The 21,143-nt window shown below is 52.4% G+C and carries 19 protein-coding genes, 2 pseudogenes and 1 riboswitch; of the genes and pseudogenes, 11 read left to right on the top strand and 10 right to left on the bottom strand.

Features of this window, described 5'->3' with window-relative positions; translation table 11 throughout:
- Positions 1-76: 76 nt before the first annotated feature.
- Positions 77-352: pseudogene (locus tag ACLGE8_RS00600) on the top strand (LD-carboxypeptidase); the annotation flags it as partial.
- A 262-nt stretch (positions 353-614) separates the two neighbouring features.
- Positions 615-1,205 carry a GNAT family N-acetyltransferase gene (locus ACLGE8_RS00595; RefSeq protein WP_410995805.1) on the top strand — a complete coding sequence of 197 codons (591 nt, stop codon included), beginning with the start codon at positions 615-617 and terminating at the stop codon, positions 1,203-1,205.
- 86 nt (positions 1,206-1,291) lie between these two features.
- Here ACLGE8_RS00595 and ACLGE8_RS00590 read toward each other — a convergent pair whose 3' ends face one another.
- Complete coding sequence (locus tag ACLGE8_RS00590; RefSeq protein ID WP_410995804.1) at positions 1,292-1,912, bottom strand: histidine phosphatase family protein; 621 nt, start codon at positions 1,910-1,912, stop codon at positions 1,292-1,294.
- A gap of 393 nt (positions 1,913-2,305) precedes the next feature.
- Here ACLGE8_RS00590 and ACLGE8_RS00585 point away from each other — a divergent pair, with 393 nt between their 5' ends.
- Together ACLGE8_RS00585 and ACLGE8_RS00580 are read left to right on the top strand one after the other, a co-directional pair.
- Positions 2,306-2,890, top strand: coding sequence for an NAD(P)H-binding protein (locus tag ACLGE8_RS00585; RefSeq protein ID WP_410995803.1), 585 nt, complete (start codon positions 2,306-2,308; stop codon positions 2,888-2,890).
- 37 nt (positions 2,891-2,927) lie between these two features.
- The gene (locus ACLGE8_RS00580) at positions 2,928-3,362 is read left to right on the top strand and encodes a nuclear transport factor 2 family protein (RefSeq protein WP_410995802.1); all 435 of its coding nucleotides are present in this window, start codon (positions 2,928-2,930) and stop codon (positions 3,360-3,362) included.
- Between the two features lie 50 nt (positions 3,363-3,412).
- Here ACLGE8_RS00580 and uca read toward each other — a convergent pair whose 3' ends face one another.
- The 7 genes and pseudogenes from uca to ACLGE8_RS00545 all read right to left on the bottom strand — a co-directional run.
- Positions 3,413-7,015 carry an urea carboxylase gene (gene uca, locus ACLGE8_RS00575; protein ID WP_410995801.1) on the bottom strand — a complete coding sequence of 1,201 codons (3,603 nt, stop codon included), beginning with the start codon at positions 7,013-7,015 and terminating at the stop codon, positions 3,413-3,415.
- Positions 7,016-7,167: 152 nt separating this feature from the next.
- Positions 7,168-7,800, bottom strand: a complete 633-nt coding sequence (locus ACLGE8_RS00570) for an urea amidolyase associated protein UAAP2 (RefSeq protein WP_410995800.1) — start codon at positions 7,798-7,800, stop codon at positions 7,168-7,170.
- Between the two features lie 11 nt (positions 7,801-7,811).
- Positions 7,812-8,528, bottom strand: a complete 717-nt coding sequence (locus tag ACLGE8_RS00565; RefSeq protein WP_410995799.1) for an urea amidolyase associated protein UAAP1 — start codon at positions 8,526-8,528, stop codon at positions 7,812-7,814.
- Between the two features lie 4 nt (positions 8,529-8,532).
- Positions 8,533-9,309, bottom strand: coding sequence for an ABC transporter ATP-binding protein (locus tag ACLGE8_RS00560; protein ID WP_185666342.1), 777 nt, complete (start codon positions 9,307-9,309; stop codon positions 8,533-8,535).
- Entirely contained in the window at positions 9,306-10,121 is an 816-nt protein-coding gene (locus ACLGE8_RS00555) for an ABC transporter permease (RefSeq protein ID WP_185666343.1), read from the bottom strand. The genes ACLGE8_RS00560 and ACLGE8_RS00555 overlap by 4 nt, the downstream gene beginning before the upstream one ends.
- A 17-nt stretch (positions 10,122-10,138) precedes the next feature.
- Positions 10,139-11,197 (bottom strand): putative urea ABC transporter substrate-binding protein, encoded by a 1,059-nt coding sequence (locus ACLGE8_RS00550; protein WP_410995798.1) that lies wholly within the window; start codon positions 11,195-11,197, stop codon positions 10,139-10,141.
- Positions 11,198-11,254: 57 nt separating this feature from the next.
- Positions 11,255-11,353: riboswitch (guanidine-I (ykkC/yxkD leader) on the bottom strand.
- A gap of 224 nt (positions 11,354-11,577) precedes the next feature.
- Positions 11,578-12,243 (bottom strand): annotated as a pseudogene (locus tag ACLGE8_RS00545) (ABC transporter permease); the annotation flags it as partial.
- A 121-nt stretch (positions 12,244-12,364) separates the two neighbouring features.
- Between ACLGE8_RS00545 and ACLGE8_RS00540 the strand changes: the two are divergent.
- The 3 genes from ACLGE8_RS00540 to ACLGE8_RS00530 are packed head-to-tail and all read left to right on the top strand — an operon-like array spanning position 12,365 to position 14,468.
- Positions 12,365-12,889: a PAAR domain-containing protein gene (locus ACLGE8_RS00540; RefSeq protein WP_410995797.1), complete on the top strand. Its 525-nt coding sequence runs from the start codon at positions 12,365-12,367 to the stop codon at positions 12,887-12,889.
- A gap of 2 nt (positions 12,890-12,891) precedes the next feature.
- The gene (locus tag ACLGE8_RS00535; protein WP_410995796.1) at positions 12,892-14,070 is read left to right on the top strand and encodes a hypothetical protein; all 1,179 of its coding nucleotides are present in this window, start codon (positions 12,892-12,894) and stop codon (positions 14,068-14,070) included.
- A gap of 2 nt (positions 14,071-14,072) precedes the next feature.
- On the top strand, positions 14,073-14,468 hold the full coding sequence (locus tag ACLGE8_RS00530; RefSeq protein ID WP_410995795.1) for a hypothetical protein: 396 nt from the start codon (positions 14,073-14,075) through the stop codon (positions 14,466-14,468).
- Between the two features lie 132 nt (positions 14,469-14,600).
- On the opposite strand, the gene ACLGE8_RS00525 is transcribed toward ACLGE8_RS00530, so the two are convergent.
- Both ACLGE8_RS00525 and ACLGE8_RS00520 read right to left on the bottom strand, forming a co-directional pair.
- On the bottom strand, positions 14,601-15,815 hold the full coding sequence (locus ACLGE8_RS00525; protein ID WP_410995794.1) for a citrate synthase family protein: 1,215 nt from the start codon (positions 15,813-15,815) through the stop codon (positions 14,601-14,603).
- A gap of 31 nt (positions 15,816-15,846) precedes the next feature.
- A complete protein-coding gene (locus tag ACLGE8_RS00520) occupies positions 15,847-16,908 on the bottom strand; it encodes a DctP family TRAP transporter solute-binding subunit (protein WP_410995793.1) in 1,062 nt (353 codons plus the stop codon).
- 529 nt (positions 16,909-17,437) lie between these two features.
- Here ACLGE8_RS00520 and ACLGE8_RS00515 point away from each other — a divergent pair.
- The 4 genes from ACLGE8_RS00515 (at position 17,438) to ACLGE8_RS00500 (ending at position 21,066) form a co-directional block, all read left to right on the top strand.
- Complete coding sequence (locus tag ACLGE8_RS00515) at positions 17,438-18,766, top strand: MFS transporter (protein WP_410995792.1); 1,329 nt, start codon at positions 17,438-17,440, stop codon at positions 18,764-18,766.
- A gap of 85 nt (positions 18,767-18,851) precedes the next feature.
- Positions 18,852-19,229, top strand: a complete 378-nt coding sequence (locus tag ACLGE8_RS00510) for a VOC family protein (RefSeq protein WP_410995791.1) — start codon at positions 18,852-18,854, stop codon at positions 19,227-19,229.
- Between the two features lie 70 nt (positions 19,230-19,299).
- Entirely contained in the window at positions 19,300-20,253 is a 954-nt protein-coding gene (locus ACLGE8_RS00505) for a 2-hydroxyacid dehydrogenase (protein WP_410995790.1), read from the top strand.
- A 57-nt stretch (positions 20,254-20,310) separates the two neighbouring features.
- A complete protein-coding gene (locus ACLGE8_RS00500; RefSeq protein WP_410995788.1) occupies positions 20,311-21,066 on the top strand; it encodes an SDR family oxidoreductase in 756 nt (251 codons plus the stop codon).
- Positions 21,067-21,143 lie beyond the last annotated feature (77 nt).

Here is a 21,143-nt window from a genome sequence, read left to right as displayed (position 1 = left end):
GGCTAAGGGATTTAGGGTGATCGAGGGGCACTGTCTACGTCAATAAGAGTGCCGATAAGCACCAGCGGGCTGCCGAATTAATGAGGCACCGTGTGAATTAACGCGGGCGCTATACAGTTTACGTTTGCAGGGCTGGTTTAAAAATATCAGCGGTATCATGGTTGGCAGAGCTAGCGATGCCAATCAACAAAATTATCTCGACGCGCTGCAATCCGCATTGGGGGATGTGAACATCCCGGTGCTGTACGATGTTGATATCGGACACGTACCGCCGCAGATGTCGTTAGTGAATGGTGCGATGGCATGGGTAACGTTTAGCGATAACGGCGGATTGGTAAAACAGCAGCTGTAGGTTGAGTTTTTCGGTGAAGCTGCGGTTGTGAGGCTAAAATAAGCCGGATTTCGAGTAACACAATCACAGCCGCAGAATGTTGGATTTGGCCTGATTCTACGTTAGTACGCATAATGTATATTATGTTAAATTGCATTCATGGTTTCATGAACCAAGATGGTTCGCATAAAATCATAGTGTAAGCACCTCCCACATCGTTTGTTTGCTGACATGATGTTTAAGTGCTGCTTCGTCTACGTAAAATAACCGTAAGGCCACAAATATGACCCCTACCTTACAAGGTTCTCTTGTAACGCTCCGTCCTCTACTTAAAACTGATGCACAGCTTTTGATTGATGCGGCTGAAGATGGTGAACTTTGGTCCCTGCCATTTACGGTAGTCCCGTCTGCTGACACCGCTGATTCGTACATTCAGAAAGCCCTGAAGGGGCAAGCCGAAGGCACTGTCATGCCGTTTGCTGTAACGCTCTCATCCGACCAACGTGTCATTGGGTCAACGCGTTTATGGAAGATTGATCGCGAAAACCGAAAACTCGAAATTGGTCATACCTGGTATTCGCAAAGCTGGCAAAAAACCGCTGCAAATACCGAGAGTAAACTGTTACTGCTGCGATACGCCTTTGAGCAACTTAAGTGTGTTCGCGTTCAGTTTACGACTGATGTATTGAATGAACGTTCTCAGGCAGCCATTCTCCGTATTGGCGCGATCCAGGAAAGTATCATCAGAAATGAACGAATTATGCCCGATGGTCGAAAACGTACTTCCATACGGTACAGCATAATTGATGATGAATGGCCGCAGGTTCAGAGCAATCTTGAGCGCCGCCTCTCCGGTTACAGCCAAGAGAAATGAGGTCCGCTGTAAGCGAGGAACGGACATTGTGCTTAAATAATGATGACATCTTGCAGGATGGGTTTTCAATGATTGAAAGATAACGACTAATTCAGGTGACGTAAATGTGTAGCTATCCCCCACTTTAGGCCGACACATTTTCCATTAATCAGGTCGATAACAGAATAACTTGCATTGGGGTGAGCATAACGAGGGAAACTATTGACAGTCCCTTCTTTAAGAATTGCCAGAATGCCCTGGCTGACATGCCCGTGAGACACAATACATATTGTTTGTTGATGTGATGAGGTATCTTCCAGGTTTTGTAAAAAACGCATAACTCGCTGAGAAGCATGCGCCAGTGATTCCCCCCCAGGTGGACAATACTCTGCATCCAGCCTGAATAACGAATTTGCATCGTTCGGATGTTTTTGTCTGAGTAGTTCTAACGGCATACCTTCAAACTGACCAAAGGCCTGCTCTTTAAGGGCCGGTTCAGCCGTCAGTGAACAGCGAAAGTGTTCAGCCAGGCTTTGCCCCATTTGCCAGGCACGTCCAAGCGGAGAAGCGTAAACATGCTCTATTTGATACTCACCTGCACTAAACGCTGCCAGTAGGACGGATGTTTCACGCAAACCCCGACAGGTCAAGGAGCTATCGCTGTGCCCCTGAATAATTCCTTCCAAATTCCACTCTGTTTCTGCGTGTCGAACAAGTATCAATTTCATCGTTAGCGGGCCATGCTCGTTGTTGAACAAAATGCCCCAACTACGCGATGTCAAACACACACACAGTTGAAGCAGCGGAAGGCTTTCCTGTTTTGGAAATAATATTGCGGATCGTCGCAGCGACCTTAACGCATATCGGCAATTTCAGATCAAACATTCCCACAGGAGAAATGATTCGACGTTTTGCCGATAGGCAACGTACCAACGGCGGATGATTCTGGTCAACTCCCCTCGCCTACTTAACGGCGAATTCAATATTCTTTAGCTGTGCCCCTGGTTAACCTGAAAATGATTATTCCAGATTATTGAATTCTGAAAGCAAAACTAATCCACATACAATGATAAACACGCGTTTTATACTTTCCTCATTCTGATGACGAAAGAGATATCAAAATGACTAACGTATTGATTTTGGGAGCCGCGGGTTCCCTGGCGCGGGTGGCAACACGCTATCTGCTGGACAACAGCGATGCTCATCTCACCCTGTACTTACGCAACGCCAAACGCTTAAACAATCCTGCCCCCTCTCGAGTGACGATCGTTGATGGCGATGTGCTCAACGCGGAACAACTAACAACCGCCATGCAAGGCCAGGATGTGGTTTATGCCAATCTATCTGGAAATATGAAGCACCAGGCGCAATGTATCGTTCAGGCGATGACATCAACCGGAATTAACAGACTGATTTTTATTACCTCAATGGGTATTTACGATGAAATTCCAGGTGAAAATCACGGTAGCGTATTAACCCCGTACCGAGAATCCGCCGCCGTTATTGAAGCATCCGAGCTGGACTATACGTTGATCCGCCCCGCCTGGTTTACTAACGGAAGTGAAGTGGATTATGAATTAACGCATAAAGGAGAGTGTTTCTCTGGTAGCAACGTTTCCCGATTGAGTATTGCCGATTTAATTAATCGACTGGTGACGACTTCAGGACTCTATTCACGGGAAAGTTTGGGCATTGCCCGCGTTTAGAATGACTTAAACACAAAACCCATTAAGGTATTAATAAATGACAAATCATGAGATCGCCCAGCGTATTGCACTCCGGGAACTGGTTGATACTTTTTCTAACCTTGCTGATGAGAAAAATGTTGCTGCACAAATTCCATTATTTACCGCTGATGCCCATATTAATGTGGTGATGGAGGGTAAAGAAGTTTTTGATTTAAAAGGGCATCCGCAAATTCTTGAAGCCTTTAGCGGTTACCTGGCACAATTCTCAGTGGTTTATCATCAAAATGGTCAGCAAACCGTCACGATTAATGAAAATTCAGCGAGTGGCATTGCTTATTGTCAGGTGACGTTGATCAAAGAGGACAATGGTCAAAGAATCAAACAAACCAGCGGCGTTCGTTATCACGACCGCTATGTTTTCCAGAATGGAAAATGGTTTATTGCCGAACGTCTTTCTAATTTTATGTGGACAGATATACATCCAATGTAATTAACAGAGAACCTCTGGCGGCATCCCCAGCCGCCAGAGCATGAATGACATCAGGCCGTTTTTTCCAGCACCACCACACACTGGCCCGCTCGCACCGAAGAACCCGGCTGAACGCGTACCTGGCTAACCACGCCGTCCTGCGAGGCTAGCAACGGGATCTCCATTTTCATCGACTCCAGGATCACCAGTACGTCCCCTTCACGTACGGCTTTACCGACCTCAACGTTAACCTGCCACAGGTTGCCTGATATCGGGCTGTCGATACCCGCCTGCCCTGGCCGCAACGGTGCATCATCGCCCTCATCCACCACCACGTCGCTGCTGTCGAAATGGGCCTGGCCGTTGGCAATCCAGCGCTCGCGCTCGGCGTCAAATGCCCCCTGTTGATGGGCGCGGAATGCATCAATGCCAGGCGCTTCATCCGCGAGGAACTGTTGGTAGTCGGCCAGATTCAGCGTGGTATGTTCGATACGCAGCGGATAGCGCCCCAGCGGAAAATCACGGCGAATGGTCAGCAGTTCATCGGCGGAGACCGGGTAGAAACGAATCTGGTCAAAGAAGCGCAACAGCCACGGCTTACCGCCAAAATCGTCAACCGCGTGATAGCGATTCCACATCTGCAGCGTACGCCCAACGAACTGATAGCCGCCCGGCCCTTCCATGCCATAAACGCAGAGATAGGCCCCACCAATTCCTACCGAGTTTTCCGCCGTCCAGGTTCGGGCCGGGTTGTACTTGGTGGTGACCAGACGATGGCGCGGGTCGAGCGGTGTCGCGACCGGCGCACCAAGATAGACATCCCCTAACCCCATTACCAGATAGCTGGCGTCGAAAACCGTCTTATACACTTCATCAATATTCGCCAGATCGTTGATACGACGAATAAACTCCAGATTGCTCGGACACCATGGCGCATCGCGGCGCACGGTGGTCATGTATTTGTCGATGGCTTTCTGACATGCCGGGTCGTCCCAGGAGAGCGGCAGCCAGACAATACGCGACGGCACCGCCAGCGACGCCTGCTCGCAAACCCCTTGCCATACCCCGGAGATTATCTCCAGAAGGGTTCCCAGACTTAGCGTTTCCGGCTGATAGTGAATTTGCAGCGAGCGGATCCCCGGCGTGAGATCGACGATCCCGCACAGTGATTTTTCCTCCAGCGCCTGCATCAACGCATGCCCGCGAAAACGCAGTACCAGATCCAGCTCCGGCTCGCCAATCTCCAGCAACAGATGGGTATCACCGGAGAGTCGCGCTACCAGGCGCTTGTCTGCGCGCCCTTGTTCCAGCACCACCGGTGACTCAAAGTGAACGGGTTCCCAGACAATCTGCTGCGGTTCGAGGCTGGCGATCTCTGCTTTCTGAGCCTGCGCCAGACTGCGCGCGGTGGCGATATCAACCGGCACAAAACGGATTTTATCCCCGGCTTTCACCTGCCCGACTGCCGGTAAATCGGCCTCGATAATGGTCACCGGGCAGACAAATCCGCCCAGACTTGGGCCATCCGGCCCCAGGATCACCGGCATATCCCCGGTGAAATCGACCGCGCCAATGGCATATGGGTTGTCGTGAATGTTTGACGGATGCAGACCCGCCTCGCCGCCGCTCTCACGGACCCACTCCGGCTTCGGCCCGATCAGGCGCACACCGGTCCGGCTGGAGTTAAAATGCACTTCCCATTCGGTGGCGAAAAAGGTCGCCATATAGCCCGGCGTGAAATATTCCGGCGCGCCGTGTGGGCCGTAGATCACCCGCAGTTCGCGTACGGCACCCAGCGTAGTGCGCAGGGCATAAGGCAGTTCGTTCTCCTGAACCGGTTCCGTTAACGGCGCAATATGCAGCACGTCACCGGTGCGCAGCGCCCGTCCAGCGTGGCCGCCGAACTGCCCGAGGGTGAAAGTGCTCTTGCTGCCCAAATAATCCGGCACGTTGAATCCGCCGCGTAGGCAGAGGTAGCTGCGCACCCCCTGATTGCTGATTTCGCCCATGCGTAGCGTCATGCCTGCCCGCACGGTGAAAACACGATTATTCACCAGTGGCTCATTATCCAATGTCAGCGCAATCTCTGCCCCGGTGACTACCAGTTGTGCATCGCAGTTAAATTTGAGCATCGGGCCGCTGAGGGTGATTTCCAGCGCGGCGGCACTTTCATCATTGCCTAACAGGCGGTTGCCTAACCGCAGCGCTCGACTGTCCATCGGGCCAGAGGGCGGAACGCCTACCGCCCAGTATCCTGTCCGCCCAGGATAATCCTGCACCGTAGTCTGCGTACCCGCGTTAAGCACTTCCAGCGTAAAGGCCTGATAATTTAGCCCTTCCAGGCAGCGGGTCCAGGGTTCACCGCAAGCAAATGGCGTGAAGGTTAAAATCTGCTGCAGATAGCTGCGGTTGGTTTCTACGCCGTAAAGACGGGTTTCTCCCAGCGCGGAATGTAACGCCTGAACGGCGGCTTCGCGCGTCGGTTGCCAGGCGATGATTTTCGCCAGCATCGGGTCAAAAAATGGCGGGATATCGCAGCCGGACTCCACCCAGCTGTCAATGCGCAGCGTGCGGCGATCGTTTGCCGGAAAAGCCACTTCGGTAAGCAGCCCCGGAGACGGCTGAAACTGGCGACCGGGATCTTCAGCATAAACGCGGGCCTGAATAGCATGACCATTCGGTTTGAGGGTTTGATTTAATTCCGCCAACGGAGGTAACGTCCCCGCCGCCAGTTCAATCATCCAGCGCACCAGATCGACGCCCCATACCTGTTCGGTTACGCCGTGCTCAACCTGCAAACGGGTGTTCACTTCCAGGAAGTAAAACCGTTCGGCGTGGCTGTCGTAAACAAATTCAACGGTACCCGCGCTGCGGTAGTTGACCGCTTTACCCAGCTTAATCGCCGCCTCACACAACGCATTTTCCATGCCGGCAGGCAGGTTTGGCGCGGGGGTCTCTTCCAGTACCTTCTGGTTACGGCGCTGCACCGAGCAGTCGCGCACGCCGAGGGCAATCACTTCACCTCTGCCGTCGCCAAACAGCTGTACTTCAAGATGTCGCGCCCGCTCGATGTATTTCTCGATAAACACACCCGCGTCGCTAAAGTTATTTTTCCCCAGCCGCACCACCGCGTCGAACGCGTCGTTGAGCTCTTCTGGGCTATAGCAGACGCGCATCCCGATACCGCCGCCGCCCGCCGTGCTTTTCAGCATTACCGGATAGCCGACGCGCTCAGCGGCGTGCAGCGCTTCCGCCACATCAGCAAGGAGTTCAGTACCCTCCAGCATCGGCACGCCGTGCTGCTTAGCCAGCGCACGAGCGGTATGTTTCAGCCCAAACAGGCGCAGCTGTTCCGGCGTGGGGCCGACAAAGGCTATTCCAGCCGCTTCACAGGCCTCCGCAAAAGCTGCGTTTTCCGATAAAAAACCATAACCAGGGTGAATAGCCTGAGCGCCACTGGCCTGCGCGGCGGCAATCAATTTATCAATCACCAGATAGGTATTGGCCGCCGGGCCCTCGCCCAGACTCAGGGCTTCATCCGCTTCACGGATATGCAGGCTGCTGATATCAGCCTCAGAATAGACCGCCACGCCGCGCAGATGCATGGCGCGCAGGGTACGCAGGATGCGGCAGGCTATCGCCCCACGGTTCGCAATCAGGAGTGTCGTCAACATAGGTCAGACTCAATCGTGGCGGGTCGTCCCGCCGGAATTCGGCTCACCCATGGTCGTCCACGGGGGCAAAAGCGTTTACGGCAGGAGGCGTCCGGCACGGACTTCAAACAGGCGATAAATCGCCTGACGCAGGCGTTGCCAGCGAGTTGGCGTTAGTTCCATATCAGCACCTCGGCAGGCGTTGGGTTCCAACCGTTGCAGGGGTTGTTCAACTGTGGGCAGTTGGAGATGAGCACAATGACGTTGCACTCGGCGCGCAACTCCACGTATTTACCCGGCGCGGAAATCCCATCTTCAAAGGTCAGCCCGCCCTGCGGGGTCACCGGGACGTTCATAAAGAAGTTGATATTCGCGCCAATATCGCGCTTTTGCAGACGGCCGTCGTGCAGGCAGGCGCAGAGGAAGTTATCCCGGCAGCTATGCATGTGCCGTTTGTCGAGGGCATAACGTACGGTATTACTCTCCTGTGCACAGGCGCCGCCGAGGGTATCGTGACGCCCGCAGGTGTCGGCGACGATGGTCAGCAGCGGGTTGCCAAGGTTCGAGTACAGCACGCTGCCGTTGGTGAGATAGGCATTGTTCTGGCGACGCAGCGTACGCTGGGCATCGTAGCGTTCGCGCGGTTTATCCGCGTTATAGAACAGCGTATCTACCGCTTGATTGCCTTCCAGATCGAGCAGACGCAGCGTTTGCCCTTTCTTCACTTCAAACAGGTAAGGTTCACCCGCCGGGATCACGTGGCGGAAGCTGGCGTGCTGGGCTTGTTTTTCGCTGGCTACGGTCATCTTATGGCTCCTTAGAGGGCAAAAAGTTGGGTGTTGGTGAGGGCGCGTTCGTTTTCCGGTCGCGTCAGCAACGCATTCATCGCAGCATCTTCATCTTCAGCTTGTCTCCAGCTCAGCTCCACTGGGCGCGGTGCATACTCGCGGGACGGGTCCATTGGGTGCGGCAACGCGGTCATCACTATCAGCGTGTCCATGGGCGCGAACAGTTCGACGTAACTTCCCGGCTGCGAATGGCCGCTGTGGAAGCTGAACTGCCCGTGGTCATCCACGGTGACCTTGCTGAAGAAGTTGACCACCATCAGCAGATCCTCAAGGTTGAGATCCCACTTGCCCATCTCGACCAGCAGATTGTCAGTACCGTTACGGTAGAAACCATTTCGCAACTCCTGGTAGCGCCCCTGCCCGTATTTTTCCGCCACTTCCTGTGCGTTCAATACGCCGCCAAACGGGTCGTGCCAGCCGCTGGTATCGGCAGCGATCCCGGCCAGCACGCGGCCCATGTCGGAGTAAAAACAGTGCCCGGCGGTGAGGCGCGCCGTGTGTTGGCCTTTCAGCGTATCGGGCAGATTCAGACGCTCGCTTTTGTGGTGCGGGTTAAGCATTAACAGGCTGACGTTTGCCCCGCCTTCCATGTCCGTCATACGCAGAATCTGCCCGCGCTTGAGCACAAAAGAAAGATGCCCGCCGCCCGGCAGAATCTCTTTGCGCAATGGTGTGTTAGTTTTCATAGGGTTAACCTTTTAATGCATAAACGTTGTCGGGAGCCGTTCCGCTCAGCGCGGAGAGCCGCGTCTCGTTGAGCGGAATGTCATAGGTAATGCGCGCACCAAAGGCATTCGGTGCCTGTGGGTCGATGCGCACTTTGTCGAACACCAGTAAACGGGTACCGAGGTTGAAGCCTTCTGAAAGATCGTGCGTCACCATAAACACGGTCATCCGGGTTTCACTCCACAGTTGCAGCAGCAGCGCATGCATGTCTTTGCGGATGCCTGGGTCGAGTGCGCCAAAGGGTTCATCAAGCAGCAGCACGCGGGGTTGCATAATGAATGCCTGAGCGATGGCTAAACGCTGCTGCATGCCGCCGGAAAGCTGCGCCGGATATTTATCCAGCGCATGGCTGAGCCCCACTTTTTCCAGCATCTCCGCCGCCCGTTCGCGCGCCGCGCGTTTTTTGGCGCCAAACAGTCGCCCGAACAGCGGCGATTGCGGCAGTTCGAGGCCAATGGTGACGTTATCCAGCACGCTGAGGTGCGGAAAAACGGAGTAACGCTGGAACACCACGCCGCGGCTGCTATCCGGCTCGGCGCTCAGCGGTTTGCCATCCAGGGTAATCGTTCCACGGCTTGGCGCTTCCTGGCCGAGCAGCAGGCGCAGAAAAGTCGATTTTCCGCAGCCGGATGCCCCAACCATCGAGCAGAACTCGCCCGCTTTGACCTGCAAGTTCAGACGCTCCAGCACGACGTGGTCGCCATACTCCTGCCAGATATTGTTGATAGTGATAAAACTCATGCCTTCCCTCCTTCCGCCCAGGGAAAACAGGTTTTATGTAACTGACGCAGCCCCAGATCCATCAGCCATGCCAGCAGCGTGATCCACAGGACATAAGGAATAATCACGTCCATAGCCATATAGCGACGGACGAGGAAAATGCGGTAACCCAGCCCGGCAGTGGACGAAATCGCTTCGGCCGAAATCAGGAATAACCATGCCGATCCCAACAGCAGGCGCAGCGAGGTCAGCAGCCGGGATAACAGCTGTGGCAGCACCACGCGCAGGACCAGCGTCCAGCTGTTGGCACCTAGCGTTTGGGCTTTAATCAGGATCTCCGGCGGGATTTCGCAGGCGCGATGCTCCAGATCGCGCGCCAGCATCGGTGTGATGCCAATAACAATCAGCATCACTTTCGACAGTTCATCCAGTCCGAAAACGATAAACAGCACCGGCAATATCGCCAGCGGCGGGATCATCGACAGTACCGTCATCAACGGTGACAGCGACGCGCGCCACAGCGGGAACACGCCGGAAGTCACGCCAATACACAGGCCCAGCAGTGAAGCAATCGCCAGCCCGACCAGCAGACGCGCCAGGCTGACCAGGGTATCGACCCAAAACAGATACTCGCCGCTGCGTTTATCCGGGGTAAACGCCATCCGCGATAGCGCGTCCAGCATCTGCTGTAGACCTGGCAGAAGCTTGTCCTGTGGGTTCGCTTCCAGCCGCACTGCGGAGCCGAAAAAGTAGGCCGCAAGCAGCAGGAAGAAAGGCAACATGACCAGCATCAGCCGTAGGCCAGAAGTGGGATGACGATTAATTTGTCGCATCGAAGTTCCGTCCGTTATCACAGCGTGCCGGCAGCGGCCATTTTCACGAAGCTGTCGTCAAAGCGCAGTTTGACGTTATGGGCATCGCCCTGGGTCACGTTGCCCGGGAAGTTCATGCCGATAAAATCAGCGCTCTGCGCCCCATCGCCCAGTAGCCCTTTATCGAAGGAGAACGCGGCCACCCGCTGCATGGTTTTCGCCAGCTCAGGGGAGCTGATAAAGGCAATGTTGTCCTGTGGGGTATAGAACAGATGGGTGGTTTTGAGCTGCGCCTGGTAGCCAGCCAGATCGGTACCGGAAGCGGCGGCCATCGCATTTAGCGCGTTAGCATCCTGGGCTTTCATCAGCCCCATCATCTCGTACCATGCGCCGGTCAACGCTTTGCCCAGCGCCGGGTTGTCCTTCAGGGGTTCACTGTTAACCACCATCATGTCGATAAGCTCACCCGGTACCTGCGAAGAGTTGAATACTTCGGTGGTTTTTGGCGTGCCTTTGATGACGGAAAGCTGCGGATTCCAGGCCACTGCGGCCTGTACGCCGGAGGTACCGAACGCCGAGACGATATCAGCATCCGAGGTGTTCACCACGGTGACGTCTTTCTCTACCAACCCAGCTTTTTCCAGGCCACGGACCAGCAAATAGTGAGAAACGGAGAGTTCTGGCAGATAGACCTTCATCCCTTTGAGGTCTTTGAGGGTTTTGCCCTCGCCCTTCATTACTACCCCGTCGTTGCCTTCCGAGTAGCTACCGAGGATCAGTGCGGTGGAATCCACCCCGCCCGCTGCCGGAATGGTGAGCGCATCCATGTTGGTCATGGTGCAGCCGTCGAACTGTCCTGCGGTGTACTGATTGATGGATTCGATGTAGTCGTTGAGCTGGACAACGTTGATTTTGATGCCGTACTTGTCGGCCCATTTATCGATGATTTTGCTACTGCTGATGGTGCCCCAGGGCATCCACCCGGCGTAAATGGTCCAGCAGACGTTGAACTCTTTTTTCACGGCAGCAAAGGTGGGGAGACTGACCAACATTGCCAGCGACAGTACAAGAGAGCGGAGTAATGGCGTTTTTTTCATGCTTGACCTCTGAGTGGCACAAAATTAGGGGGCAGCGCGACACCGACTGGTGCTGCTGTCTCCCGGGCTTTTGTCCCGCCGTGTAACCTCTCAGAGGTCGCCCGCTCTTGGACCAGTCATTCACCGAAGTGAACCGGAACCCTAGCCAGCTATTGGTCAAATTGTGTGTGCTGCCCTTTCAGGTTTATCTAAGCAAGGGGTATGCCAGGTTTAAAATATATTATTTATTATAGAGTTAGTGATTATCGGCGATGCTGGTTCACTATTTTGGGGAGGTTTTGTGGGGCGAGTGCACTGCGGTGGTGCCTGGAGGATATTATACAGAATGATAATAACCCCCCGGCACGCGAACGAACGGAGAGAACCGGTCAATAATCGCCTAACACGCAGCCATTCCCCTCTACCTTCAGTTGCAGGCGATGCTGCTCGCGCGGTGCACCTGAACCCACACGGGCATAGCGCGCTGTGCCGCGCCTCGTCCCTTCGAGCGTCAGGAATACCAGGCAGCAAAGTGCCAGCACGCCCGCCAGCATATTTGCCGCCGTGCCGCTAAACGTCGACTGGAACTGATCGTAAATGGCGGTGGTAAAGGTATCAAAACGGATCATCGCATACAGGCCATATTCCGCCAGCAGATGCAGGGTGACCAGCAAGGCCCCGCCCCAGATAGCCAGTTTCAGCTGGGGCAGAACGATACGGAAGAAAGCGGCCAAGGGCGGCGTGCCTAACGATGCGGCAACATCTTCCAGCGTCGGATCAAGGCGGCGCATTACCGCAGAGACCGGGAGATAAATAAAGGGGTAATAGGCCAGCACCGAGAGAAAGACCCTGGCGCACAAGCCATGAATGGACAGCACCGCACTGACCCAGGCGTAGCTCTGCACAAAAGCTGGGGTCGCCAGCGGCGTGACGGCCAGAACTGACCAGATACGGCGCCCGGCCAGGAAGGTTCGTTCCGTGAGCCAGGCAAGCATTACCCCTACCAGCACACAGAGAGGAACGGAAATTATCACCAACAGCAGCGTATTGCTGAGCAGTTCAGCAACAGCCCCTCCCAGATATGCCGAATTCAGGCACTGTACCGGCAACCAGAAGCCGAAGATTTTGGTTAAGTTGTGATTATTGTATGATGCCGGTGAGTATAACCGCTTATATATTGAGGGATTAATGATGGCAAGAGCACTGGCCTGTCTTGGTGATAAAACGAGTTACGGAGACATCATTTCAGCGACTGCGTCCTGGTTTGAAGGAAGTAAAGCAATAGCCCGGACCGGCGACAAGGCATCATGCAGCAAATGTAACGGGTATTTTGAAATTCTGGCCTCCGCGCAGGACTGGGCAGAAGAAGGCAAAGCGTATGCGGCCACAGGTGACAGAGTGCTGTGCCGTTGCCCAGATCACTATGTGTACGGTTCAGCCACGCAGACTACCAGCACAGGCACCGGCTCTCTGACCTCCCGCAATACCCTTCAGTCGCCTGTCCCGGCGCAGCAGGCACAGGATTCCGGCGCCCGGAACTGTATTCGCTTTCAGTGCGCCGGTGACGATGGCCAGCTAATGGCTGGTTGCCGCTACACTCTGATATTCCCGGACGGACGTTCTGAAGCTGCTGTTACCGATGAACACGGGGTTACCGGATGGCATTATGCTGAATCCGCAGAAAATATTAACCTGCATATATTAATGGATTAATTATGGCTGTTTACCATCTCAGTACCCGTATTAACTCTAATGTTCCGGCTGATTCTTTGCTGTATGACCTGTGTATTTATCGCATGGACTCCAGCAGGCATAAATCCCCCCTGGTGGATGTGAAGCTACAGCCGTTTCTGAGCAATTATGAAACACAGAGTCACATGACCAGAAATACAAATGAGTCACTCTCGACCATTTATATTATGGAAATGAAGCTTTATCGAAAAACCATGTTGCATACGCACTGTGTAACGCCTGTTCCGTTCACTAAGATGTACACGCTGGAAGAATTTGCGTCAGGTAAAGCCTGGTCTCCGGTGAAACGTGAAAACCCCTGTTATTTTGAGTCAAAAGGGACAATGAAACCTGAAAGTCAGGGGGGCGAAACAAAGCAGATAAAAATCACCATTCCTGAACGTCCATTTATAGCGAAAGAATATCCTATCGGAACACCGCAGGATCCGTTTGAAAAAAACAAAATTGATTCTGAAATAAACGACAGATTTTATCATTATTCTTACCCTTATCAGGATAGGGCAAGTGTATGTGGACCTGCTGCATTTATTTACTGTGTTCAAATGGACCGTCCTGATGTATATGCACAAGCTGCCAGGGAACTATGGCGGTATGGAAAGACTAAAATAGGTGCACTGACCATCTCCCCTCGCGAAGGGTGTAAACACCCTTCAGGTATGTTTTATACAGGTGGAGGTCAGCCAAGGATCTTAGGGCTTGACTGGATGACACTGGCTGGACTCAGGGATTCAGAGAATACCATGCTGAGCTTTGATGCTCTTGATTCGCCAGTGGCTGGTATCACAATGTGGCAAACACTGACTGAATGGTTTGAAAAGGCCGGTTATGAAAAAGTGTTCAGTAATGTAGGGATCACTCAGGCTGGTGTCCAGGGAATCAGAGATTTAAATAAGTATGTAGAGCAAGGCTATAAAGTTGTGACATTAATAAATGATGGACTGCTTGAAGGTAGTACAAACAACACGACATTACCTACGCACTGGATTGTATGGGATGGTCCTGTAATACAGGATAATAATGGATATGTTAATTTAAAATTATTTTCCTGGGGGCAATCAACTAACTGGGTTAAACAGAAAAAAGATTTGCAATTTTTTATCAATAGATTTTTCGGGGGAGTGGTTTTCAAGCCATTAAAATAGCCATGAGGATATTTTCTGTTCTTTTTATTTCATTTGCAGTATCAGCATGTACATTACATGCTGATGTTACTCCTGATGGTAATTCACTTAACGATGCTATAGTAGGAACACTGTATGCCAGTGAAATAAATATAAATGGTGGTGCTGTATCATCTTTAGATTCTAGAGGAAAAGAAAGATTCGTAGGTGAAATAACTCCATCCGATACAGGATTAACTTTAAGGTATTGTAATGATTCTCCAGCTCACAATTGCGTCAGGGTTCAGGGAGTACCAGTAAAGCCGGGGATCGTCACCGTACGAGTATCAGGCGGATTGTTTGGCACTAATGTATCGACAGGTGGGGAATTTGATAAAACATATACTATTAAGATCAAAGATTCAGAAGGATCTTTTTAAGATCGTTTGAGCGGTGCTCTCAGCATCGCCCATCAAGATACGAGAATCCGCTCAGAGAGCGGTTTCCTCACATCTTAGTGGTCAAAAAACAACCTTAACGTACAATAATTTTCGATATCCAAACTGACCCCTTTACTGGCGAGAAAAGTGGCACGGCCTCCCGACGCTATCCGAGAAACAGGTATCGCTTAGCGTCTCTAATTCTGGGCCTATATACCGCCCACGCGGGCGAATCACTTTACCAGTATTAATTTGCTCCATGGCGTGCGCCAGTAGTCCCACGCTGCGGGCGATGGAGAACAGCGCAAACGCGGCATCGCCCTGTAAACGATAGCGAGCCACCAGAGCGGCCAGTACCACATCAATGTTGGGTTGAAGGCCGGTCAACGTAATCACTTTTTCAATAAATTTTGCAATCTCCGGCGACGGCTCAAACTCTGCCAGCAGCGCGGTGGCACGCGGATCGCCATCGGGATAAAGATGATGGCCAAATCCCGGGATCGGCAGCGCCGAAGAGAGATAGCGGTTCACCACCCGATCGGCATTTGAGTGCTCAACTTCATCAAAAAGCGCCTTGACACGTTGGGTAGCATCGCCATGTAGCGGCCCGGTAAAGGCCGCCAGTCCGGTAAGCAGACAGGCGGGTAATGAGGCGCCGTTGGAAGCGGCGATCCGGGAGGCAAACGCAGAACTGGTCAATTCGTGATCGGCGAGCAGCACCATCGCCCGGCGCAGGATATTCGCCATCTCTTTTTCCATGCCCCACCCCAAAGCAAGACGCTGATGAATCGCCATCTCGGGTTGGTTGAGCGCGCCAAACGTCGAAGCCAGGTGGCCCACAAGCGTCGCGGCTTCAGCATGCAGAACCTTAAGCGTTCGGCCATGCGTCGAATGGCCCGATGCCGTTGCCTCAGCGAGAGCGATAAACGCATGGGATCGTTCCGGCGGTGACGGCGGATAATTCCGGGTGAGGACCGAAAAGCCAGAAGTGATTTCGGCATTCCATAATAAACGCGCCGTCTCTTCAAGGGTCGCGTTTTCAGAAAACGAAATAACATCTTTTCCCCGATAATATAAATGACCTTTGGCAAAGGTAGAGATGGCCGTTGGAATGCTTGGCTCGGTACCAAACAATGTATTAACGGCAAGGGTTTCGCGTTTTCTTCCCTGCTGCTTTTTCAGTTTCAGGTTTTGAATGTTTTCCGCGCTATACAGGCTACGACGCGTATTCTGCGGGTCCGGGTGTGACGCGATTAATCCACGACTGACATACGCATAGATAGTTTGTGGACGAACGCCGAGAAATTCCTGAACTTCATCCAGCGTGAGCCAGGGGGCCAACTTCATATTTGGTTGCATGGTTTAGCTCAGATACCTATCAAATGAGAGATCGGGTAAGCGGGATGCCGTCGTCGGCCAGCATGGCATTAATCTTCCTCAACCAGTCATCACCGTGTTTGTCGATAAAATCACGTTCTATCGCCGGTTTCATCAATTCTCTGAACGGTTTGGGATCAACGTCATTAACCTGCAATCCCGCGCGCTTCATCCGGGCAAGGAATGTTGCTTCATTTTCATTAGAAAAATTCCGCGTCGCCACAGCGCCAGCGTAAGAGGCGCTGAGCAAAATATCCTGCTGCGGCTTATTCAGCGAGGTAAAGGTGACGCTATTCATCACCTGAATAAGCGGACCATACATGTGGCGCGTCAGCGAGAGATAGCGCTGCACTTCAAAAAGTTGTCGCGCATAAATCACTGAAATTGGGTGCTCCTGGCTATTGATAACGCCTTCCTGAATCGCCGCATAGATAGCGCCAGACGGTAAAGGATGCGTATCGATACCCACGCTTTGCCATAATGTTTCGTGTACCTGATTGCCCGGCATGGTGCGAATTTTCAGACCGCAGAAATCATCAGGATGAACGATCGGTTTAACGTTATTGGTAAACGAACGGATGCCGTTTTCCCAAAAACTCAGCCCTTTAAGTTTTTTCGCAGCCAGGACATCCAGCATGTCACGCCCGAAGTCACTGTCCATTACCTTGTAGGCTTGCTCAACGTTTTCAAAAAGATAAGGAATATCAAAAATGTTAATCCGCCCATCAAGCGCAGCAAAGTAGCCCGCGCCGCCAAGAAAGATATCCAACTCTCCCTGCTGGACACTCTCCACCATTTTCGGGCCGTTACCCAGCTTTGCGTCGGGATAAAGTTCAAATACCATTTCCCCTTGCGATGATTGCTCAGCAACGCGAACCATCTCCTGAATGCCAACGCCCTGTGAACTTGCCATCGAGCCTTCAAAACCGATGCTAAAACGGCGCTTTTCACGGTTTCCTGCTGTTGAAAATACCATTTCCTGTACTCTCCCAAATGCCGCTGTGGACGGGTGATAAATTGAACCGAATAAGAAAACAGTACGTTTACATTTTTGGTCAATCAAGATTGATTAATTAAATCAACTGATAAATAGATCGCAAAAATGGCTGAATATGTTCCAGAGCCAGAATATTATCCATGGGCTATTTCGAAATAAGCACAATATTCTAACAATCATTTTCCGACCACCGTTCAGACGATGGTGTCAACAAGCAATTTCAATCTATCGCTACCGCATCACACTCCGGGACTATCAGCACAAATATGAGTGTTGATTTTTTTAATCAAGATTGATCCCGGCAATTCGCTAATTTAACGTCAAACCCATCAATCGTCATATGCAGTGAAGCCTGACAAATTGATGTCCTAAAAGCCAAAAACACAGCAAGCGACGGAATCGACAGAAAAAAGGGGTTTCTCGGGATTAATCTTCCGGAAGGTAAATTTACCGATTTTTTATTCGTAGAACCGTTGCTCATGAAAATCGATGGGCATTTGGGTTGGATAGACATCTTACAAAATAATGATTAACCCCCGTCTGTAAGGGTTAACGAATATACCGTATACCTACAAATCCATGAAGGACGAAAAATATGAGTAATATTCAACAACAAGAGCTGAGCGAGGCATCGATAGATGCCAGAGCAGTTCCCCAAAAGAAGGCAACTCGCATCAGATATTACATGCTGGCCCTGATACTCTTTGCGACAATTATCAACTTTGTCGACAGATCGAGCCTGGGTATTCTGGCGCCATTTATCAGTAAAGACCTGCAACTGGATAAAGTTCAAATGGGGCAAATTTTCGCCGCATTTGGTCTGACCTACGCATTTGCCCTCATTCCTGGAGGGATTATTGCGGATGTTTTAGGCTCGCGTATTGCCTACGCGCTTTCCCTTATTACCTGGTCTCTGGCTACCATGACACAAGGGGTGGCAAGCGGTTTTAATATGCTTTTTGGTTCTCGTCTGGCAATTGGCGCACTTGAAGCCCCTGCTTTTCCATCAAATGCCCGCGCCGTTACCATGTGGTTTCCAACCGGTGAGCGCGGCTTTGCTACCAGCGTTTACGTTATGGGGCAATATATCGGTACGCCACTATTCACCGGCCTGTTGCTGTGGATCGCCAACGGCTTTGGCTGGCGCTCCGCCTTTTATTTGACCGGCGGCGCAGGCGTAATATTTGGTATTTTATGGTATCTCTGGTATCGCGATCCGTTAAATCACAAAGCAGTTAACGAAGCCGAGTTGAAGCATATTCAGGACGGCGGTGGGTTGGTTGGTAAAAAAACACGGGATCGTTTTGACTGGAAAAACGCGCTGCGACTGCTGAAGCATCGACAAATCCTGGCTATTTGCCTGGGGAAATTTTGTAATAACGCCATTCTGGTTTTCTTTACGACCTGGTTTATGACTTACCTGGTTGAAGAACGCCAAATGACGATGATCAAAGTCGGTATATTCCAGGCGTTACCGTTCATCGGGGCAACCGCTGGGATATTACTAGCAGGTTTCTTCTCAGACTTCTTCATTCGTCGTGGGTATTCGATGTCTGCAGCCAGAAAAGCGCCATTGATTATCGGCACGCTGCTAGGATCATCAATATTACTCGTTAACTTTGTAACCTCTAACGAGATGATTATCGTTATTTTAACTATCTCATTCTTTGCCCAAGGCGTCGGTTCATCATCGTGGGCGGCGGTATCTGAAATAGCGCCACGGCAATACATTGGATTAACCAGTAGTATCACCAGTCTCGCCGCTAATATCGCTGGCGTCACGACGCCAATAATGATTGGCTATATCCTTCATGCAACCGGTCAATTCTTCTGGGCGCTCAATATGATGGGAATTATGTGTTTAATTGGCGCATTCGCTTATTCATTCCTGCTGGGGCCATTATCCCGCATCGAAATGGACTAATAAGTTAACGCGGGTTCACCCGGTTTGAGTCGCTATCTTCGTTCACATGTGGCTCAAACCGGCATTATAGAGATGAGGAGTAAACGTGTCCGAATATACATGGGATCATTTGCAGTTGCGTAGTCCTGACCCTGAACTGACAGCGGCCTGGTTTGAACGCTGCCTGAACGCAGAGATCGTTCGCAAGCCTGGCAAGGTGGATATCCGTTTAGCCGGTATCAATATCTTCATCGCCCCGGTCACCGAGGGGGACGGCGTTGCGCCACCGCCGCTGCCGCCCTATCAGGGGCTCGACCATTTTGGCCTGACGGTCGATAACCTTGATGAAACCGTCACCGAATTAAAAAACAAGGGCGTGGTATTCACTCAGGAGCCGATCGCTATTCGTCCCGGCGTACGTGGCTGTTTTATTCGCGGTCCGCAAAATATCTCGATTGAAATACTTGAGCGACGCTTGGGCTAATCGCCTCCGGCATACGTAAACATAAAAATTTAGCCTGCCATTTATTGGCCGTAACTATGGATATAGCATAATGAAACCCAACATCCTGCAGTTGAATCCGATCCTTATCCCCGCGATTAGCGAGAAATTAAACGCGCTTTATACCGTACACCGTTTCTTTGAGCTGGAAGATAAAGATGCGTTTATCAAAGAATATGGCAATAGCATTCGCGGCGTCATTTCTGGCGGTCACACCGGCATCAGCAATGCATTAATGGCGCAACTGCCCGCGCTGGAAGTCGTCGCTATCAACGGCGTTGGCGTTGATGCCGTTGACCTGGACTATGCGCGTAAACGTAAGATCCACGTTACCGCCACCCTAGGTGCGTTGACTGAGGACGTTGCCGACCTTGCCATTGGCATGCTGATTGCCACCTGCCGGGGAATTTGCTCAGGCGATCGTGTGGTACGCCACGGTGAATGGGCAAAAAATCCGCATCCGGGGGCGATTCCCCTCTCCCGCCGCTTCAGCGGTATGCGCGTGGGCATCGTTGGCATGGGCCGCGTTGGACGCGCCATCGCCACGCGCGCCTCGGCGTTTGGTTGCCCGGTTGCCTATACCGATCTTCATCAGATGAGCGACCTCGACTATCCGTTTATTGCCGGACTACAGGACCTGGCCCGACAGAGCGATGCACTAATCCTTGCGGCCTCTGCTGATAAAGCGGAAGGTATTGTCGACGCTGCGGTACTCGACGCACTCGGTAAGAACGGTTTCCTCGTCAATATTGCCCGTGGCAAGCTGGTCAATGAACCGGATCTGGTGGATGCCCTGGTTGCCGGGCGAATTCAGGGCGCGGGGCTGGACGTTTTCGTTGATGAACCGAACGTTCCCGCACCGCTTTTGGGGATGGATAACGTCGTGCTGCAAGCGCACCGCGCAAGCGCCACGATTGAAACCCGGACCGCCATGGGCGAAATGGTGTTGGCAAGCCTTGCACAGGCTTTAAGTGGGCAGCGTCCTGAATGCAGCCTGACTGCCTGAAAGGCAACACTTTAGCCAGCTATTCCAATAACGTTAATTAAGCAGAAGGACGTAGCCATGTTCACTTCAAGTAAAATCGCCCTGGTCACCGGCGCAGGCAGCGGGATTGGCAGAGCGACGGCCATCGCGCTGTCGAATGCCGGTTATTTTGTGGTCCTCGCTGGGCGCCGCCTGGAGCCCTTGCTGCAAACCGTGGCGGAATTTGACGGCAGCGAGCAGTCAATGGTCGTACCGACCGACGTCACGAGCCCGGAGTCTGTGGCCTCTCTGTACGCCCGGATCCAGGAAAAATGCGGCCATCTTGACCTGCTGTTCAACAACGCGGGCACCAACTTCCCCGGAATTCCTTTCGAGGAGCTGAGCTATGAGAAGTGGGCTGCAGTCGTGGACGTTAATCTGACGGGGATGTTCCTCTGCGCGCAGGGCGCTTTCCGCATGATGAAAGAACAGCGCCCTCAGGGCGGCAGAATTATCAACAACGGTTCCATCTCTGCCCACGCACCTCGCCCTGACTCGGCGGCCTACACCGCAACCAAGCACGGCGTGACCGGCCTGACGAAAAGCATCTCCCTCGATGGGCGGAAATATGGCATAGCCTGCGGTCAGATTGACATTGGCAATGCGCATACCGAACTGTCGCAGCGTATGTCGAAGGGCGTTAAACAGGCAAATGGCGAAGTGGCCGTTGAAGCCATGATGGATGTCTCGCAGGTCGCTAACAGCGTGGTTTATATGGCAGGCGTCCCGCTAGACACCAACGTGCAGTTTATCACCGTGATGGCCACGACCATGCCGTTCGTTGGCCGCGGCTGATAGGCGCTGAAAAGGCGTGATGCCGTCAAGCGGGTATTGGCAAACTGGACTTTCAATGCCCGCTTGTTCAGCGGGCA

It is taken from the genome of Kluyvera sp. 142486 (genome assembly GCF_046569695.1).
GTDB lineage: Bacteria > Pseudomonadota > Gammaproteobacteria > Enterobacterales > Enterobacteriaceae > Kluyvera.
This window is presented reverse-complemented; position numbering and strand designations above follow the sequence as displayed.

Bases quoted from the DNA above. Each gene is read 5' to 3' on its own strand.
- ACLGE8_RS00585 (WP_410995803.1), top strand. From the start codon at position 2,306: ATGACTAACGTATTGATTTTGGGAGCCGCGGGTTCCCTGGCGCGGGTG.
- ACLGE8_RS00540 (WP_410995797.1), top strand. From the start codon at position 12,365: ATGATGGCAAGAGCACTGGCCTGTCTTGGTGATAAAACGAGTTACGGA.
- ACLGE8_RS00535 (WP_410995796.1), top strand. From the start codon at position 12,892: ATGGCTGTTTACCATCTCAGTACCCGTATTAACTCTAATGTTCCGGCT.
- ACLGE8_RS00550 (WP_410995798.1), bottom strand. From the start codon at position 11,197: ATGAAAAAAACGCCATTACTCCGCTCTCTTGTACTGTCGCTGGCAATG.
- ACLGE8_RS00580 (WP_410995802.1), top strand. From the start codon at position 2,928: ATGACAAATCATGAGATCGCCCAGCGTATTGCACTCCGGGAACTGGTT.
- ACLGE8_RS00565 (WP_410995799.1), bottom strand. From the start codon at position 8,528: ATGAAAACTAACACACCATTGCGCAAAGAGATTCTGCCGGGCGGCGGG.
- ACLGE8_RS00505 (WP_410995790.1), top strand. From the start codon at position 19,300: ATGAAACCCAACATCCTGCAGTTGAATCCGATCCTTATCCCCGCGATT.
- ACLGE8_RS00515 (WP_410995792.1), top strand. From the start codon at position 17,438: ATGAGTAATATTCAACAACAAGAGCTGAGCGAGGCATCGATAGATGCC.
- ACLGE8_RS00530 (WP_410995795.1), top strand. From the start codon at position 14,073: ATGAGGATATTTTCTGTTCTTTTTATTTCATTTGCAGTATCAGCATGT.
- ACLGE8_RS00590 (WP_410995804.1), bottom strand. From the start codon at position 1,912: ATGAAATTGATACTTGTTCGACACGCAGAAACAGAGTGGAATTTGGAA.
- ACLGE8_RS00500 (WP_410995788.1), top strand. From the start codon at position 20,311: ATGTTCACTTCAAGTAAAATCGCCCTGGTCACCGGCGCAGGCAGCGGG.
- ACLGE8_RS00570 (WP_410995800.1), bottom strand. From the start codon at position 7,800: ATGACCGTAGCCAGCGAAAAACAAGCCCAGCACGCCAGCTTCCGCCAC.
- ACLGE8_RS00595 (WP_410995805.1), top strand. From the start codon at position 615: ATGACCCCTACCTTACAAGGTTCTCTTGTAACGCTCCGTCCTCTACTT.
- ACLGE8_RS00555 (WP_185666343.1), bottom strand. From the start codon at position 10,121: ATGCGACAAATTAATCGTCATCCCACTTCTGGCCTACGGCTGATGCTG.
- ACLGE8_RS00525 (WP_410995794.1), bottom strand. From the start codon at position 15,815: ATGAAGTTGGCCCCCTGGCTCACGCTGGATGAAGTTCAGGAATTTCTC.
- ACLGE8_RS00560 (WP_185666342.1), bottom strand. From the start codon at position 9,309: ATGAGTTTTATCACTATCAACAATATCTGGCAGGAGTATGGCGACCAC.
- uca (WP_410995801.1), bottom strand. From the start codon at position 7,015: ATGTTGACGACACTCCTGATTGCGAACCGTGGGGCGATAGCCTGCCGC.